General features: G+C 63.1%; 13 protein-coding genes. 3 read left to right on the top strand and 10 right to left on the bottom strand.

Features of this window, described 5'->3' with window-relative positions; all coding sequences use genetic code 11:
• Window positions 1-25: 25 nt before the first annotated feature.
• From K5R89_RS05465 to nasR, 6 genes are all read right to left on the bottom strand, one after another.
• Entirely contained in the window at window positions 26-2,632 is a 2,607-nt protein-coding gene (locus K5R89_RS05465) for a nitrate reductase (RefSeq protein WP_221853860.1), read from the bottom strand.
• A complete protein-coding gene (nirB, locus tag K5R89_RS05460; protein WP_077269638.1) occupies window positions 2,632-6,699 on the bottom strand; it encodes a nitrite reductase large subunit NirB in 4,068 nt (1,355 codons plus the stop codon). Before nirB ends, K5R89_RS05465 begins: the two co-directional genes overlap by 1 nt.
• 10 nt (window positions 6,700-6,709) lie before the next feature.
• Window positions 6,710-7,498: an ABC transporter ATP-binding protein gene (locus K5R89_RS05455; RefSeq protein ID WP_023290140.1), complete on the bottom strand. Its 789-nt coding sequence runs from the start codon at window positions 7,496-7,498 to the stop codon at window positions 6,710-6,712.
• Window positions 7,499-7,507: 9 nt separating this feature from the next.
• Complete coding sequence (gene ntrB / locus K5R89_RS05450) at window positions 7,508-8,392, bottom strand: nitrate ABC transporter permease (protein WP_087775644.1); 885 nt, start codon at window positions 8,390-8,392, stop codon at window positions 7,508-7,510.
• 1 nt (window position 8,393) lies between these two features.
• On the bottom strand, window positions 8,394-9,650 hold the full coding sequence (locus K5R89_RS05445; protein WP_217259220.1) for a CmpA/NrtA family ABC transporter substrate-binding protein: 1,257 nt from the start codon (window positions 9,648-9,650) through the stop codon (window positions 8,394-8,396).
• Between the two features lie 244 nt (window positions 9,651-9,894).
• Window positions 9,895-11,076, bottom strand: coding sequence for a nitrate regulatory protein NasR (gene nasR / locus K5R89_RS05440; RefSeq protein ID WP_044523872.1), 1,182 nt, complete (start codon window positions 11,074-11,076; stop codon window positions 9,895-9,897).
• 68 nt (window positions 11,077-11,144) lie between these two features.
• Here nasR and K5R89_RS05435 point away from each other — a divergent pair, with 68 nt between their 5' ends.
• A complete protein-coding gene (locus K5R89_RS05435; RefSeq protein WP_217259219.1) occupies window positions 11,145-11,498 on the top strand; it encodes a DsrE/DsrF/TusD sulfur relay family protein in 354 nt (117 codons plus the stop codon).
• A 238-nt stretch (window positions 11,499-11,736) separates the two neighbouring features.
• A complete protein-coding gene (locus tag K5R89_RS05430) occupies window positions 11,737-11,979 on the top strand; it encodes a DUF1883 domain-containing protein (RefSeq protein ID WP_002910387.1) in 243 nt (80 codons plus the stop codon).
• 56 nt (window positions 11,980-12,035) lie between these two features.
• Here the strand turns inward: K5R89_RS05430 and K5R89_RS05425 are convergent, their stop codons facing one another.
• Window positions 12,036-12,716, bottom strand: a complete 681-nt coding sequence (locus tag K5R89_RS05425) for a gamma-glutamylcyclotransferase (protein WP_023290144.1) — start codon at window positions 12,714-12,716, stop codon at window positions 12,036-12,038.
• A gap of 136 nt (window positions 12,717-12,852) precedes the next feature.
• Window positions 12,853-13,083, bottom strand: a complete 231-nt coding sequence (gene chaB, locus K5R89_RS05420; RefSeq protein ID WP_064154432.1) for a putative cation transport regulator ChaB — start codon at window positions 13,081-13,083, stop codon at window positions 12,853-12,855.
• 263 nt (window positions 13,084-13,346) lie between these two features.
• On the opposite strand from chaB, the gene chaA reads away from it, so the two are divergent.
• Window positions 13,347-14,447: a sodium-potassium/proton antiporter ChaA gene (gene chaA / locus K5R89_RS05415; protein WP_004203207.1), complete on the top strand. Its 1,101-nt coding sequence runs from the start codon at window positions 13,347-13,349 to the stop codon at window positions 14,445-14,447.
• An 87-nt stretch (window positions 14,448-14,534) separates the two neighbouring features.
• Here the strand turns inward: chaA and kdsA are convergent, their stop codons facing one another.
• A complete protein-coding gene (gene kdsA, locus K5R89_RS05410) occupies window positions 14,535-15,389 on the bottom strand; it encodes a 3-deoxy-8-phosphooctulonate synthase (protein WP_002910393.1) in 855 nt (284 codons plus the stop codon).
• A gap of 39 nt (window positions 15,390-15,428) precedes the next feature.
• The gene (gene sirB1 / locus K5R89_RS05405) at window positions 15,429-16,241 is read right to left on the bottom strand and encodes an invasion regulator SirB1 (RefSeq protein WP_217259218.1); all 813 of its coding nucleotides are present in this window, start codon (window positions 16,239-16,241) and stop codon (window positions 15,429-15,431) included.
• Window positions 16,242-16,244: the final 3 nt, after the last annotated feature.

Genomic DNA, 16,244 nt, shown 5'->3' with positions numbered 1-16,244 from the left:
AACCACAGAAGGTGCCGCTGCGCCGTTACGCCCCGGCGCGGGCCGGTTGCGCCGTCAGCAGCGCGTTGAGCTCCGGCACGCAGGAGCCGCAGTTGGTCCCGCACTTAAGCCTGGCGCCCAAAGCCCCAACGCTGGCGCAGCCGCTGGCGATGGCCTCGCCGATCGCCCGCTCCCCCACCCCAAAACAGCTGCAGACGATCCGCCCCGGCGGCGCGGCGGCGGCGTCCGGTCGGCCGCTGAGCAACGCATGGCGCCGGGCGGCGTCGGACGGCGGCGCGGCGAAGGCGGCGCTTATCCCTGCGCTATCCACCGCCGGCTCGCGCGCATCGCTCCACCAGCCCAGCATCAGCCTCCCCTGATGCCACGCCAGCAGGTTCCACACCGCGCCGCCGTCTGCTATCTGCAGCTGCCAGCCGCGCTGCGCGCACCAGACGCTGAGCCACTGTCGGGCTGACGCCTCCCCGGCCAGCGAGTAGTGCAATACGCCCGCCGCCGCCCGCCGCCGCCAGTGCCAGGCCGCAGGAAACGGCAGCGGTTCGCGACAAAACAGTTCGCTATGCCAGGCAGGCTGCCAGGGGGCGATGGCCACCGCCGCCTGTTTACTCTCCGGCTGGGCGGAATGGGGGTCCGTGACGGCGGCCAGCAGATTATTCACCCGCCCCTGGCGGGCGGACTGATTGTTCCAGTGCATTGGGACAAACAGCGAGCCGGGGCGCTGGCCTTCGCTGATCGCCACTTTCGCCACCATCACCCCATGGCGCGACCAGATCCGCGCCAGCCCGCCGGCGACAAGCTGGTAGCGAACGGCGTCCTGCGGCGCCACCTCCACCACCGGCTCCGCGATATGCTGCATCAGCCGCGGCACGGCGCCGGTGCGGGTCATGGTGTGCCACTGATCGCGGATCCGCCCGCTGTTGAGGATCAGCGGATAAAAGACATCGGTTGCCGCCAGGGTCGGCTGAGGCGTCACTGGCACCATCCGCAGCCTGCCATCGCTATGCCAGCCGCGCGTGACATCCCAGGCGGCGCGGCGGCGGCTGACCGGCCAGCGTACCGGCGCCATAGCGTCCCATGCCTCGCGGCTGAGATCCGCCAACGCGCCGATATCAAACGCCCGCTGGCCGTCGTTTTCGAAATCGGACAGCGCCGCATGCTCGCGGAAGACGTCATGCGGATGCTGCCAGGTAAACGCCTCGCGATACCCCAGCGCCTGCCCCACTCTGGCGATGATCCACCAGTCCGCTTTCGCCTCCCCCGGCGGCGGCAGGAAGCTACGCTGACGGGAGATGCGCCGCTCCGAGTTGGTGACCGTGCCATTTTTCTCGCCCCAGGCCAGCGCCGGAAAGCGAATGTGGGCGAATTGTCCGGTATCCGTCTCAGCGGCGACATCCGAGACGATCACCAGCGGACAGCCGGCCAGCGCCTGGCTCACCGCGTGGCTGTCGGGGAGCGACACCACCGGGTTGGTGCCCATGATCCACACCGCTTTCACCTCGCCGCGGCCGATGGCGGCAAACAGCTCCACGGCGGTCAGCCCCGGGGTCTGCGCCAGCCGCTCGGTTCCCCAAAAGCGGGCCAGCCGCTGCAGATCGTCTGGCACAAAATCCATGTGCGCCGCCAGCATCGTCGCCAACCCGCCGACTTCGCGCCCGCCCATGGCGTTGGGTTGACCGGTCAGCGAAAAGGGGCCGCAGCCGCGGCGGCCATACTTTCCGCTGGCCAGATGGACGTTGATGATGGCATTACATTTGTCGCTGCCGCTGGCTGACTGGTTAATTCCCATGGTGTAGAGGGTGATGGCCCGCGGGGCGGCGATAAAATCGCGATAGAAACCCGCCACCTCATCGGCGGGCAGGCCGCAAAAAGCCGCCACTTTCGCCACGTCCCAGCCGCGGGCGGCGGCCAGCGCCTGCGGGCCGTCGCGAAAACCGTCGACGCAGGCCCCGGCCTGCGCCAGGGCGTTAAGCAACCCCACGAACAGCCCGCCGTCGCTTCCCGGCGCCAGCGCCAGATGGCGATCGGCGATTTCGCAGGTGGCGGTGCGCCGGGGGTCTATCGCCACGATCTGTAGCCGGGGATTATCCCGCTTCGCCTGCGCCAGACGCTGGTACAGCACCGGGTGCGCCCAGGCGGCGTTCGAGCCGACCAGCACCACCAGATCGCTGTTTTCCACATCCTCATAGCTACAGGGCACCACGTCGGCGCCAAAGGCCCGCTTGTAGCCGGTCACCGCCGAAGACATGCACAGCCGCGAATTGGTATCGATGTTCGCCGCGCCGATAAATCCCTTCATCAGCTTGTTGGCGGCATAGTAATCCTCCGTCAACAGCTGGCCGGAGGCGTAGAAGGCCACCGCCTGCGGACCGTGCTGGTCGATAACCTGTTGCAGGCGGGAAGCGGTCTCCGCCAGCGCCTGAGACCAGGCCACCGGCTGGCCGTCCACCTCCGGCGCCAGCAGCCGCCCCGCCAGGCCCGTGGTCTCCCCTAGTGCCGCCCCTTTGACGCACAGGCGGCCGAGGTTGGCCGGGTGCTGATCGTCGCCGCGCACGCTCACCTGACCCGCGTCATCCACGCTCGCCAGCACGCCGCAGCCTACGCCGCAGTAGGGACAGGTCGTTCGGATGGTCTTCATCAGGAGGCCTCCGCTCGCGCCAGCAGCTGCTGGCTGCCCACCCACACTTTGCCGTTTTCCACTTTCACCGGCCAGGCGCGCACTGCCTGTTCACCGCCGTCGCACGGCCAGCCGTCGCGCAGGCGAATCCGCTGTTTGTACAGCGGGGAGATCACCACCGGTTCCCCGCCGACGTCCCCTAACAGCCCCCGCGACAGCACGTTGGCCGCGCTGCCCGGCTCGCGGTTGTCCAGGGCATACACCCGATCGCCAAAGCGGAACAGGGCGATCTGCCGCTCCCCTAACCGGGCGCCGATCCCCGCCTGCGCCGGGATGGCGTCAAGGTCGCAAATCGCCTGCCACGGCCGGGATGGGAGTTCGCCTTCAGGCAACGCTTCAGCAGGCAACGGCTGCGGCTGACCGCGCAGATCGTGGCGCTGCACCGCCTCGTCGGGCTGGTCGCTGTTCACGAAGGAGCGGAACAGCGCCAGGCGCTGGGGATCGTTGAGCGTGGTCTGCCACTCGCACTGGTAGCTGTCGACGATGCGGGCCATCTCCTGTTCCAGCTCCTCGCCAATGCCGAGGCTATCCTCCAGCACCACCTGCCGCAGGTAGGCCACGCCGCCCTCCAGGTTGTCCATCCAGGTGCTGGTCCGCTGCAGGCGATCGGCGGTACGGATATAGAACATCAGCAGACGATCGATGCTGCGGATCAGCGTCGCTTCGTCGAGGTCGCTGGCAAACAGGTCGGCGTGACGCGGCTTCATTCCGCCGTTGCCGCAGACGTAGAGATTCCAGCCTTTGTCGGTGGCAATCACCCCGATGTCTTTGCCCTGGGCTTCGGCGCATTCGCGGGTGCAGCCGGAGACCGCCATCTTGATTTTGTGCGGGGCGCGCAGCCCTTTATAGCGATGCTCGAGCCGCACCGCGAGCCCGGTGGAGTCCTGCACGCCGTAGCGACACCAGGTTGCGCCGACGCAGGACTTCACCGTGCGCAGCGACTTGCCATAGGCGTGGCCGGTTTCAAACCCGGCGTCGGCCAGCTCGCGCCAGATCGCCGGCAGCTGTTCCAGCCGCGCGCCAAACAGGTCGATGCGCTGGCCGCCGGTCACTTTGCTGTAGAGCTGGTAACGTTTGGCGATCTGCCCGATGGCGATCAGCCCGTCCGGCGTCACTTCCCCCGCCGCCATCCGCGGCACCACCGAATAGGTGCCGTCCTTCTGAATGTTGGCGAAATAGCGGTCGTTGGTATCCTGCAGCGGCAGGTGCGCCGGCTTCAGCAGGTATTCGTTCCAGCAGGAGGCCAGCACCGAGGCCACCAGCGGTTTACAAACCTCGCAGCCGTGCCCCTGGCCGTAGCGGCTAATCAGCTGCTCGAAGGTATGGATATGGTTGACCCGCACCAGATGGTAGATCTCCTGACGCGACCACGGGAAATGCTCGCAGACGTCTTTTTTCACTTCGACGCCCTGCGCCGCCAGCTGGTGCTCCATCACCTGTTTCACCAGCGCGCTGCAGCCGCCGCAGCCGGTGGCCGCTCTGGTGCAGCTTTTTATCGCCGCCATATCCCCCGCGCCATTGTTCACCGCCTGGCAGATATCGCCTTTGCTGACGCTATGGCAGGAGCAGATCGGCGCGCTGTCGGGCAGCGCCGCCACCCCCAGCGCCTTCGGCGCGGCCCCCTCCAGCGCCGGCAGGATCAGGCTCTCCGGACGCGGCGGCAGCGCCATGCCGTTCAGCATCATCTGCAGCAGCGTGGCGTAGTCGCTGGCGTCCCCCACCAACACGCCGCCAAGCAGGGCTTTGCCGTCCTGACTGACGACGATTTTTTTGTAAACCTGCTGCGGACCGTCGGTCCATTGATAGCTCTGGCAGCCCGGCGTGCGCCCCTGCGCATCGCCAAACGAGGCTACGTCAACCCCCAGCAGCTTCAGTTTGGTGCTCATGTCGGCGCCGCTAAAGCAGGCGTCCTCTCCTGCGAGGGTGGCCGCGGCGATCCGCGCCATCTGATAACCCGGCGCCACCAGGCCGTAAATTTTATTATCCCACAGGGCGCATTCGCCTATCGCCAGCACGTCCGGGTCAGTGGTGCGGCACTGGCCGTCGATGCCAATCCCCCCGCGCTCGCCAACCTGCAGCGCGCAGCCGCGGGCCAGCGCGTCCTGCGGGCGGATCCCTGCCGAGAAGACCACCATGTCGGCCGCCAGCGTGCCGCCGTCGGCAAAGTTCAGCCGCAGGCCATCGGCCTCGCGCACGATGGCGGTGGTGGCTTTGCTGGTATGCACCCCCACGCCGAGGGCGACGATCTTCTCCCGCAGCATCGCCGCCCCGCCGTTATCCAACTGGACGGCCATCAGGTTCGGGGCAAACTCCACCACGTGCGTCTCCAGCCCCAGCTGTTTCAGGGCGTTGGCGGCCTCCAGCCCGAGCAGGCCGCCCCCGATCACCACCCCGGTCTTCGCCGCGGCGGCATGGGCGGCGATACGGTCGAGATCGTCAAGGGTGCGATAGACAAAGCACCCGTCGAGATCGTTGCCAGGGATCGGCGGAACAAAGGGATAGGAGCCGGTCGCCAGCACCAGTTTATCCCAGTGAGTTTCATGCCCCTCGGCGTCCCGCACCAGCCGCGCGTCGCGGTCGATCGTCGCCACCGCCTTGCCGAGGCGGAGTTCGATGCCGTGCTGGTGAAAGAAATCATCGGCCACCAGCGACAGCGATTCGGCGCTGCGTCCGGCGAAATATTCGGAGAGATGCACCCGGTCGTAGGCGGCGTAACGCTCTTCGCCAAACACCACGATACGATATTGCTGATGCAGGTTGCGGCTCACGCATTGTTCGAGAAAATGGTGGCCGACCATGCCATGTCCCACCAGCACTAATACAGGTTTCGTCATCGTCATTATTCCTGCAGCCTGCGGCTGCGTTGAAGAAGGGTCAAAAAGCCAGTCCGCGGTGGCGGGCTCGTCGCTTTCCAGGCGCGCGGTGAGCGCGGCGGCGGCGGTACAGTCGCCCATCAGCAGCACGCCGCGCAGGCGGCCGTCGCGCAGCAGCAGGCGACGATAGTGCCGGTCGATGGGATCCCAGCTGGTATAGATGTCATCCTGTTCGCCGGCCTGCTGTTCGCCGACGCTAAAGAGTTCAATGCCGGTGACCTTCAGGCGGGTCCCGGCGTCCTGCCAGACAAAGCCCGCGCCGGGGGCGCCGCACAGGCGATCCGCCAGCACCTCGGCCTGGCGCAGGCAGGGAGCCACCAGCCCCCAGGTCTGGCCGTCAATTTCGCAACACTCGCCAATGGCGCTGATCCCCGGCAGCGAGGCGGCCATCTGGCGGTCAACCACGATCCCCTGCTGGCACAGCACGCCGGACTGCGCCGCCAGACGGCTGTTGGGCTGCACGCCGGTCGCCAGCACCACTCGGGCGGCGCGGAATACCCGCCCGTCCGCCAGCCGCACGCCGTCGGCGTCGATGGCGGCGATCCGGCACTCCAGCACGCAGCGAATGCCGCGCGCTTCAAGCTGCTGCCTGAGCTCATCGGCGGCAAAGGCGTCGATCAGCGGCGCCATTAAGCCGCTGCCGCGATGCAGGAGTGTGACCTCTCCGCCGCGGCGACGCAGCGCCGCCGCCGCCTCCACGCCCAGAACCCCACCGCCAATCACCACCGCCGGGCCGGGTATCGCCAGAATACGTTCCACGTCCGCCAGGGTGCGGAAGGGCATAACCTGCGGACGATCAATGCCCGGCAGCGGCGGGATAAAGGGCCGCGAGCCGGTGGCGAAAACCAGCTCGTCCCACGGCAGCCAGGCGTCAGCGATGCGCAGCCGCCGTTGCGCAACATCCACTTCATCCACCGCCTCGCCAGACCGCAGACACACCCCGTGCCGGGTGTACCACTCCGCCGGCAGCAACGGGATCTGTGATGCCGTTTTTTCGCCAGCCAGCAGCGGCGAGAGCTGGATGCGGTTATAGGCCGGGTGCGGCTCGTCGCCGACGACGGTAATGGCAAACCGCGCAGGGTCGCGCTCAACCAGCCGCTGCACCAGCCGGGTGGCCGCCATGCCGTTACCGATCACCACCAGTCGCCGCGTCATGACCGCCTCCTTATGCCGCTTTCGGCTGTTTTTCATACAGGAAATGGAGGATCTGCTGGCGCAGATGGTGGTACCGGCTGTCGTCCGCCAGCTGAACGCGATGGCGCGGACGCGGCAGATCGACCGCGAGGATCTCGCCGACCGTCGCCGCCGGGCCGTTGGTCATCATCAGCACCCTGTCGGAAAGCAGCACCGCTTCATCAACGTCGTGGGTGATCATGACGATGGTGGTATTGAGCTCCTGCTGGATATGCATCACCGTGTCCTGGAGGTGAGCGCGGGTCAGCGCGTCCAGGGCGCCGAAGGGCTCATCAAGCAGCAGCACTTTCGGCTTCATCGCCAGCGCCCGGGCGATACCCACCCGCTGCTTCATGCCGCCGGAGATCTCCCCGGGCCGTTTATGCAGCGCATGACTCATCTGCACGCGAGCGAGGTTGTGTTCAATCCACTCCCGACGCTCATGCTTGCTCATGGTGCGACGGAACACCTGATCCACCGCCAGCGCCACATTGTCGAAACAGCTCAGCCACGGCAGCAGCGAGTGGTTCTGGAAAACTACCGCCCGCTCCGGCCCGGGCCCGGCGATTTCCCGGTTATCGCACAGCAGTCCGCCCTCGGTAGGGGTCGTGATCCCGGCGATCAGATTCAGCAGGGTCGATTTTCCGCACCCCGAGTGGCCGATCAGGCTAATGGTCTCCCCTTCGACGATATCGAAGGAGACATTCTGTAGCGCCAGAAACTCGCCGCTGGCGGTGTTGAAGCGCTGGCTGACGGCCTGCACCTGAATTAATGGTTTCATATTGGCTCCTTATTTGTCCTGCCAGCTAAAGCGGCGGGCGAGCAGCATCAGGCCCTGCTCCAGCAGCAGGCCGACGACGCCGATAATGACGATGGCGATGATGATGTTTTCCACATTGAGGTTGTTCCACTCGTTCCAGATCCAGAAGCCGATCCCCAGCCCGCCGGTGAGCATTTCCGCCGCCACGATCACCAGCCAGGCGATGCCGATGGAGAGGCGCACGCCGGTGAGCACCGCCGGCAGCACCGCCGGAAAGAGAATTTTGCGCATCACCGTCCACTCTGAGAGCTGGAGGACGCGGGCGACGTTGAGATAGTCCTGCGGGATCCGCCGCACGCCTTCCGCGGTGTTGATCACCATCGGCCAGATGGAGCAGATAAAAATGGTCCAGCTGGAGGCGGGCTCCGCCTTCTGGAACAGCAGCAGGCCAATCGGCAGCCAGGCCAGCGGGCTGACCGGGCGCAGCAGAGCAATCAGCGGATTAAACATGCGGGCGAAGAACAGCGAGCGGCCGATCAAAAACCCCAGCGGAATGCCCGCCAGCGCCGCCAGGCCGAAGCCCACCGCCACGCGCTGCAGGGAGGCCAGCACGTTCCAGCCGATCCCCATGTCATTCGGCCCGTCCTGATAGAACGGATCGGCGAACAGCGTCAGCGCCGAGTCCAGCGTGCTCAACGGGGTGGGAAAGCCTTTGCTGTGCATCGCCGCCAGCTGCCAGGCCAGCAGCAGCACCCCCAGCCCCAGCAGCGGGGGCAGCAGGCGTTGGGTGAGCTCACGCAGCCAGCGCGTGACGGTCGGCGTGGTGCGCCGGACCTGCACCGGCGGCAGGATAATGACTTCGCCAGGCGCGTTCTCCGCGCTGACGACCGGTTGCTTACGTTGTGCCTGCTTCATCTCATGCCCCCTTACGTTGAATAGCGAAATGGCGGGCGTAGCCTTCCGGGTCAGACCCGTTCCAGACCGTACCGTCCATCAGTGTGCTGCTGCGCATCGTGGCCGCCGGTGTACTGATCCCGCCGACCGCCTGGGCGGCCGCCTGCCAGACGTCGATGCGGTTAAGGCGCGACGCCACCGCGAGGTAATCCGGAGCCTGCTTCAGCAGCCCCCAGCGACGAAACTGGGTGAGGAACCACATCCCGTCCGACAGCCAGGGGAAGCTCACCTCTCCCTCGGCGTAAAAGCGCATCGGATGGGCATCCTGCCAGCGGCGGCCGAGGCCGTTGTCATACTCCCCAAGCATCCGGCCGGTGAGGTACTGCTCTTTGGTATTGAGCCAGCCGCGTCTGGCGAGCAGGCGGGCCGTCTCCCGGGTGTTCTCCGCCGAGGCGGCGATCCAGCGCTGCGCCTCCATCAGGGCTGCCACCAGCGCGCGGGCGGTGTTCGGGTGGCGTTCCACCCAGTCGCGACGGGCGCCCAGCACCTTTTCCGGATGCTCAGGCCAGATATCCTGGGAAGTGGCCGCGGTGAAGCCGATACGGTCGTTAATGGCGCGGGCGTTCCACGGCTCGCCGACGCAAAAGCCGCTCATATTGCCGATGCGCATGTTCATCACCATCTGCGGCGGCGGCACCACGACGGTGCGCACATCGTTAAAGGGATCGATGCCGGCGCTCGCCAGCCAGTAGTAAAGCCACATGGCATGGGTGCCGGTGGGAAAGGTATGGGCGAAGGTGTAGCTGCCCGGCGCGCTGCGGTCGATCAGCCGTTTCAGTCCGCCGAGGTCGATCACCCCTTTCTCCTGCAGTTCGCTGGAGAGGGTGATGGCCTGACCATTGCGGTTGAGGGTCATCAGATTAGCCATCGCCTGCGGCTTGCTGGCGATCCCCAGTTCAAGACCGTACAGCAGGCCATAAAGTATATGCGCCGCGTCCAGTTCACCGGCCACCAGCTTGTCGCGCACCGCCGCCCAGCTGGCCTCCTTACTCGGCGCCAGGGTAATGCCATATTTTTTGTCAAACCCCTTCGCCGCGGCGATGGCCAGCGGCGCACAGTCGGTCAGCGGAATAAACCCTACCCGCACGGTGGTTTGCTCCGGTCTGTCCGAGCCGCCGGCCCATGCGGCCTGCATCACGCCCGGCAGCAGCATCGCGCCGCCCAGCGCGGCCCCCGCCTGCAGCAAGCGCCGCCGTGAAATTGAAAACTTATCGCTCATATCCGCTCCACACGCGCAAAAAAAAAGCGCCCGACAGTGCATATGCACTGCAGGACGCCTTTATCCACGGACACCCGAACCGCCATTGGTTCGTCGCCCGGACTTTTATTCACTCACTAATGCTAATGCAAAGGGGATGCCAGCTTTGGCTATGGCGCGCTGGCGGGCTTTTCCTTTCGCTCTGGTCGGTTTGTCAGGCAAAAGTGCACCGCCGACAGGCAGCGAATGCCCATCGATTGTGCATCTACTCCTTTGGGGTTAATGGCCAGATCGCCTTCACCATCAGCAGCGCGCGGGCTATCTCAACCATCCGCTGATTCTTGTCCATGGCCATCTTGCGCAGCGTTTGCCAGGCCTGCTCCTCCGGCATCCCCTGATGAGTCATCAGCAGGCTTTTCGCTTTTTCGATCAGCTTGCGTTCCTCGAGCGCGTCTTTCAGCGAAGCCAGCTGGCTGGAGAGCTGTTGCAGCTCATAGGCCTGCTGGCGCACCAGCGGCAGCAGCTGTTTATCCAGCCGCGGCGTCACGCTGTCGCTCTCCTCCCCGGCCAGCCAGCCAGGCGCGTCGTCTTCTAACAGCGCGTCGGTGGCGTCCAGCAGATCGTCGATCAGTTGCTCTTCCACTTCGCGCAGTTGCTCAAGCCGCTGGGTTTGCAGGCCGAACCAGCGCAGCGCCGTTTCCCCGCCGTCCGCCGCCGGCTGGCGGGTGCAGGCGATCCGCCTCAGTTGCTCGATGTCCAGACCGGCCTGGCACTCGGTCGTAAACAGCTGGACCGTCGCCGGACTGCCCAGCGCCTGGAAGCTGTCAAAGCAGGGCTGCTGACCATCAATACGGTCCACCAGCTGCTGGCGCAGGCTGTCGCTGAACTCACCGCGGGTAAAGCCCAATGCTCCCAGCGCGCGCTCCTGGCCCACCAGCTCTTTTCCCTGCATAAAGCTGTACAGGGCGACCATACGCCCGGCTACCGACGGGTCGTCAATGCTGTCATTGAGCTGCGGGACGATATTCAGCAGATGGCGGATAATACGGCTGAACTGCTCCGTCGCGGCTTCAGCGGCGACCTGCCGGCGGCTGACCTGCTCACGCAGCGCCGGGAGCTGCGCCAGATCGCCGACCGCCCGGGCGATGCGCCAGCACAGCGCGCTGCCGGCGACCGCGCGCGCCCGTTCGAGGGCGGCATAGAACAAGGCCAGCCGCTCATCAACCAGCGCCCCACCCGCCCGACACTCCGCCGCGTACAGCTGACCGCCCGAGCAAAGAAAAATATTCGACGCCCCGCGCTCGCACTGCAGCATATGCACCAGCGCGCTGAGCTGACTTGCCAGCTCGCCCAGCCGGGCAAGTTGCTGAAGCTGTTGTTTTTGCAGGCGGCGCGCCAGCTGCAGCCAGGCCGTCGCCTCGTCCGCGTGACCAGTCGTATTATTCATACCCCTCCTCCGGGTTAACGCTTTATACTGCGGTAAAGCAATAACCGTGCCTTTAAGAAGGAGTTTGTATGCAACGTATTGTGATTATCGCCAACGGCGCCGCCTACGGCAGTGAATCCCTGTTCAACAGCCTGCGCCTGGCCATTGCCCTGCGCGAACAGCAGTCCGACCTCGATCTCAAGCTGTTTTTGATGTCCGACGCCGTCACCGCCGGGCTGCGCGGGCAGAAGCCGGCGGAAGGGTATAATGTGCAGCAGATGCTGGAGATCCTCACCGCCCAGCAGGTTCCCGTGAAGCTATGCAAGACCTGCGCGGACGGCCGCAGGGTCAGCGCACTGCCGCTGGTTGATGGGGTGGAGGTTGGCACTCTCGTTGAGCTGGCCCAGTGGACCCTGGCGGCAGATAAAGTGCTGACCTTCTAAATCTGCGCCGCCGAACGGCAGGAAATATCAGGTTTCGCCGCCTGAAGAGGTAAAAAAAACGTTAGCTGAATGCTTTCAGGAACAACGTCATTTTTGTTTAATCTTTATCCCTTTTTTTGATCAAAATCAGCATCCCGACCCGCGCCGTTTGGTGTGATGCACAGAGCAAAGTGTGAACAATATCACGCGAGGACTGGGTGGGCAGGATGCTGTAGCGGGACAGAAACGGGGTACAAAAATGGCGATGGTAAAAGCAAGTTTGACGTTGTTTGGCGGTGACACGCTGGTGGTGCGGTGCTCAGAGCGCTGCCATATTCATCTGATGAGCGCGAAGGTTCCTGGCGACAGCCATGCGGATATTCTGAGCGTGCAGGATCGGGACAGCGCCTATCTGACGGTGCCCTACAGCGGCACCTGGAACGTGCTTATCGACAGTCACAGCCAGTCACTGGAGCACTCCATCAGCTACGTTCCGGCATGACAGTCACTGCCTTAACACACGCCCGGCCATGCCGGGCGTTTTTCTTTTCCGCGCGCTCAGGCCAGGCCCGGCGTCGGGCTGTCGCCCAACAGCGCGCGGACGCTGGCCACCAGATCATCAAGACTGGCGTCGTGCATCCCGAGCTTACTCAACGCCTGTTCCAGCGAAAACAGGTACTGAGCGTTGGTGCCGAGCGGCCCGCTGGCCCGGGCGATCAGCGGAGCAATGACCTGGGCGCTGGTATCCGGCTCAAATAGCGGATGACGCGGATCCATAATAAACACCAGCGCATTTACCGTCCGCCCGTCATCCAGCTCCAGCTTGCACCAGGTGGGCAGATAGCAGCCGGTAATCATCTCCCGTTTCCACAGCAGCGTCAGCTCTTCTTCCAGCGTGTCGTCCGGCAGACGATAAGCGACGCCGGTGGTTCGACCGCCCTCTTTCAGGGCCAGCATACGTCCCGGCTGGCAGGCGCTCCCGCGCCCGGCGGTCAACCGCAGGCAAAACGCGCGGTGCCAGCCCGGCAGCGTGCCGGTGCAGGACTCGCGATAATTGAGCGCCGGGTTCCAGATAAGCGAACCGTAGCCAAAGATCCATACTGAGCCATCATCCGGGCGGCAGGCCAGCGTCGCCGCCAGCGAGGCTGCGCGTTGTTCTGCCGACCAGAGTAGCGATTCCTCAATAGCGCCAAACGCTGTCTTACAATCCGCATTCATCAAGAAATCACGAGTTAACACTGTTTACTACCTCCGCCACTGCCCGCTTCCCGGCGTTCGTCTCATGCATCCGTCAATATTGCTGAAATATTATCCAGCTTTATCTTTCAATAAGCAATCAGCGGGGCGCTGGCAAGCATAAAAGCGGCGTCAGCAATTATTTTTTCTTATGCCACTTATCGTCATCGCCTTTCTCGTAACTGTTTTTCACCGCCGCCCAGGCGACTTTGTGCGCCGTCTCTTCACGGCTGGCGTCATCGCGCCGCTCCTCTTTATCTTTATATTGATCCCAGGCGCTGTTAAACGCTTCTTTATAAATTTCCTGCGCATGGGCAGGCAGAACATGCTGAACGCTGTCGGGGAGCTCTTGTTTACTGTTATAGGGCATAATGACCTCCTGTTTGAGCATAAAATTTAAGTCTGGAACGCAGGCGGCAGGCTATCAAGCCGATGATGAGTTAAAAATGAATTTTAGTAATTATCTGAATAATAAGTATAAAAATAACGTAATCGCAAATTATAATAAACTAATCAAGATATCTCTCGATACCCGTAAACTTAAGTAAAAATCCAGCAGAAATTTACCAAAATCTGTTACTTTATCGCCCTGCGTTTTTATAATTATAACACCTGCATAAATGGAGATGGTTCATGACCCATGCACATGAGGCGGTAAAAACCCGCCATAAGGAGTCTTCCCTCGTCTTTCCGGTGCTGGCGCTGGCGGTGCTGTTTTTCTGGGGCAGCAGCCAGTCACTGCCAGTGGTTATCGCGATTAATATCCTCGCGCTGGTCGGTATTTTAAGCAGCGCCTTCAGCGTAGTCCGCCACGCCGACGTCCTCGCCCACCGCCTGGGCGAACCCTACGGCTCCCTGATTCTCAGCCTGTCGGTGGTTATCCTTGAGGTCAGTCTGATCTCCGCGTTGATGGCCACCGGCGACGCCGCACCGACCCTGATGCGTGATACGCTCTACTCCATCATTATGATCGTCACCGGCGGTCTGGTCGGTTTCTCCCTGCTGCTGGGCGGGCGTAAATTCGCCACCCAATATATGAATCTGTTCGGCATTAAGCAGTATCTTATCGCCCTGTTTCCGCTGGCGATTATCGTGCTGGTGTTTCCCATGGCGCTGCCGGGCGCGAACTTCAGCACCGGGCAATCGCTGCTGGTGGCGGTGATTTCGGCGGCCATGTACGGCGTTTTCCTGCTTATTCAGACCAAAACCCATCAGAGTCTGTTTGTTTACGAGCATGAAGACGACGGCGATGATGACGACCCGCACCACGGTAAACCGTCCGCCCACAGCAGCGGGTGGCATACCGCCTGGCTGCTGGTGCACCTGGTGGCGGTGATCGCCGTCACTAAAATGAACGCCAACCCGTTGGAAACGCTGTTGACCAGCATGAATGCCCCGGTGGCCTTCACCGGCTTCCTCGTGGCCTTGCTGATCCTGTCGCCGGAAGGCCTTGGCGCGCTCAAAGCGGTGCTCAACAATCAGGTACAGCGGGCGATGAACCTGTTCTTCGGCTCCGTGCTGGCCACCATCTCGCTGACGGTCCCGGTGGTCACCCTCATCGCCTTCCTGACCGGCAATGAGCTGCGCTTTGGCCTTGGCGCGCCGGAGATGGTGGTGATGGTCGCCTCGCTGGTGCTGTGCCATATCTCCTTCTCCACCGGACGCACCAATGTGCTGAACGGCGCGGCCCATCTGGCGCTGTTCGCCGCCTACCTGATGACCATTTTCGCCTGACCCCGCTTTCCCGTCCGGCGGAGTCCGGGCGAAAAAAAAGCCTGCCGGTTTTGACGCCGGCAGGCTTTTTCAGTGATGCGGTCAGGCTTACTTGCTGGTATCCAGCTCGTCGAAGCTTTTCACCAGATCGTCAATCGCTTTCATCTGCTTGAGGAACGGTTCCAGTTTATCCAGCGGCAGCGCGGACGGGCCATCGCATTTCGCGTGGTCCGGATCCGGATGCGCTTCGATAAACAGACCGGCGATACCCACCGCCATACCGGCGCGGGCCAGCTCGCTCACCTGCGCGCGGCGACCGCCGGAGGCAGCGCCAAACGGGTCGCGGCACTGCAGCGCGTGGGTGACGTCGAAGATAACCGGCGAGTTGTTGGAGGCTTTCTTCATCACGCCGAAGCCGAGCATATCCACCACCAGGTTGTCGTAACCGAAGTTCGCGCCGCGGTCGCAGAGGATCACTTTGTCGTTACCACCTTCGATGAATTTATCGACGATGTTGCCCATCTGGCCCGGGCTAACGAACTGCGGTTTCTTGACGTTGATCACCGCTCCGGTTTTGGCCATCGCTTCCACCAGGTCAGTCTGGCGCGCGAGGAAGGCGGGAAGCTGGATCACGTCCACGACGTCAGCCACCGGCTGCGCCTGGCTGGCTTCATGAACGTCGGTGATGATTTTCACGCCAAAGGTCTGCTTCAGCTCCTGGAAAATCTTCATCCCTTCTTCCAGACCCGGCCCACGATAGGAGTGAATGGAGGAACGGTTGGCTTTATCAAAGGAGGCTTTGAAGACGTAGGGGATGCCAAGCTTCTGCGTAACGGTGACGTAATGTTCGCAGATGCGCATCGCCAGATCGCGTGACTCCAGCACGTTCATCCCGCCGAACAGCACGAACGGCAGGTCGTTCGCTACGTTGATATCACCAATGCTAACCACTTTTTGTTTCATAAATTCGCCTTATCAGGGTGTAACCGGAATGGTTCCAGACTAATGCAATGTAATTTGTTTGTGCGAAATCGTGTTGACTTGTGCGCGGATCATCTCGCTGATCGGATCCTCCGGACACTGCTCGACAAAATAGCTCAGGTCCAGCAGCGCCACGTGATCGCAATCCAGCTGGGCGTATATCAGCCCGCGGTCGCGGATCTCATACGGATCTTCCGGGTTAAACTGCAGCAGCGCTTCGCTGGCGCGCAGGGCCAGCTCCATCTGCCGCTCTTCCATCAGCGCCGACTTCAGGGTGTCCAGCAGCTTGCGGATCACCTCGGCGTTATCCGCTTCGTCGAGATCTTCATTAAACAGTTCCGCCACCGGCCCGATGTTGCCCTTCAGCCATACCTCCAGGGTATGTTCGTCGAGGGTTTCGCCGTTGAACGGATTAATCAGCCACATCTCTTCGCTGGTTTCCGGGTCCGCGCGCAGCAGCATCTGGGTCGGGAAGATCACCGGCACCACCGGCAGCCCCAGGCGCTGGGCGATCCACAGCAGGATCGCGCCTAATGACACCGCGCTCCCCTGGCGGTTGACCAGCACTTTATCGAGCCATAGCGCGTCGGATAGACGATAAACGCCCTGCGAGGCGCCAAAGCCCCACTCCTCGTAAAACAGCGCCAGCAGGCGTTCTATCTGGCGTTCCTGGTCCCACGAAGGCGCAATCTCCTCCTGCGCGAGGCGCAGCAGCCGCTGCAGCTCTTCCTCGACAAAACGCGTCGGAAAATCGTCGCGGACCTGTTCAGAAATGAGGACCATGCCATCACACAATGGCGCTTTGTTAAATTCGAAATCCGCTAATGACCCCATGAC

This window comes from Klebsiella sp. TF21-TM (assembly GCF_019753495.1).
GTDB lineage: Bacteria > Pseudomonadota > Gammaproteobacteria > Enterobacterales > Enterobacteriaceae > Klebsiella > Klebsiella quasipneumoniae.
This window is presented reverse-complemented; position numbering and strand designations above follow the sequence as displayed.

Bases quoted from the DNA above. Each gene is read 5' to 3' on its own strand.
- K5R89_RS05465 (WP_221853860.1), bottom strand. From the start codon at position 2,632: ATGAAGACCATCCGAACGACCTGTCCCTACTGCGGCGTAGGCTGCGGC.
- nirB (WP_077269638.1), bottom strand. From the start codon at position 6,699: ATGACGCGGCGACTGGTGGTGATCGGTAACGGCATGGCGGCCACCCGG.
- K5R89_RS05455 (WP_023290140.1), bottom strand. From the start codon at position 7,498: ATGAAACCATTAATTCAGGTGCAGGCCGTCAGCCAGCGCTTCAACACC.
- ntrB (WP_087775644.1), bottom strand. From the start codon at position 8,392: ATGAAGCAGGCACAACGTAAGCAACCGGTCGTCAGCGCGGAGAACGCG.
- K5R89_RS05445 (WP_217259220.1), bottom strand. From the start codon at position 9,650: ATGAGCGATAAGTTTTCAATTTCACGGCGGCGCTTGCTGCAGGCGGGG.
- nasR (WP_044523872.1), bottom strand. From the start codon at position 11,076: ATGAATAATACGACTGGTCACGCGGACGAGGCGACGGCCTGGCTGCAG.
- K5R89_RS05435 (WP_217259219.1), top strand. From the start codon at position 11,145: ATGCAACGTATTGTGATTATCGCCAACGGCGCCGCCTACGGCAGTGAA.
- K5R89_RS05430 (WP_002910387.1), top strand. From the start codon at position 11,737: ATGGCGATGGTAAAAGCAAGTTTGACGTTGTTTGGCGGTGACACGCTG.
- chaB (WP_064154432.1), bottom strand. From the start codon at position 13,083: ATGCCCTATAACAGTAAACAAGAGCTCCCCGACAGCGTTCAGCATGTT.
- chaA (WP_004203207.1), top strand. From the start codon at position 13,347: ATGACCCATGCACATGAGGCGGTAAAAACCCGCCATAAGGAGTCTTCC.
- kdsA (WP_002910393.1), bottom strand. From the start codon at position 15,389: ATGAAACAAAAAGTGGTTAGCATTGGTGATATCAACGTAGCGAACGAC.
- sirB1 (WP_217259218.1), bottom strand. From the start codon at position 16,241: ATGGGGTCATTAGCGGATTTCGAATTTAACAAAGCGCCATTGTGTGAT.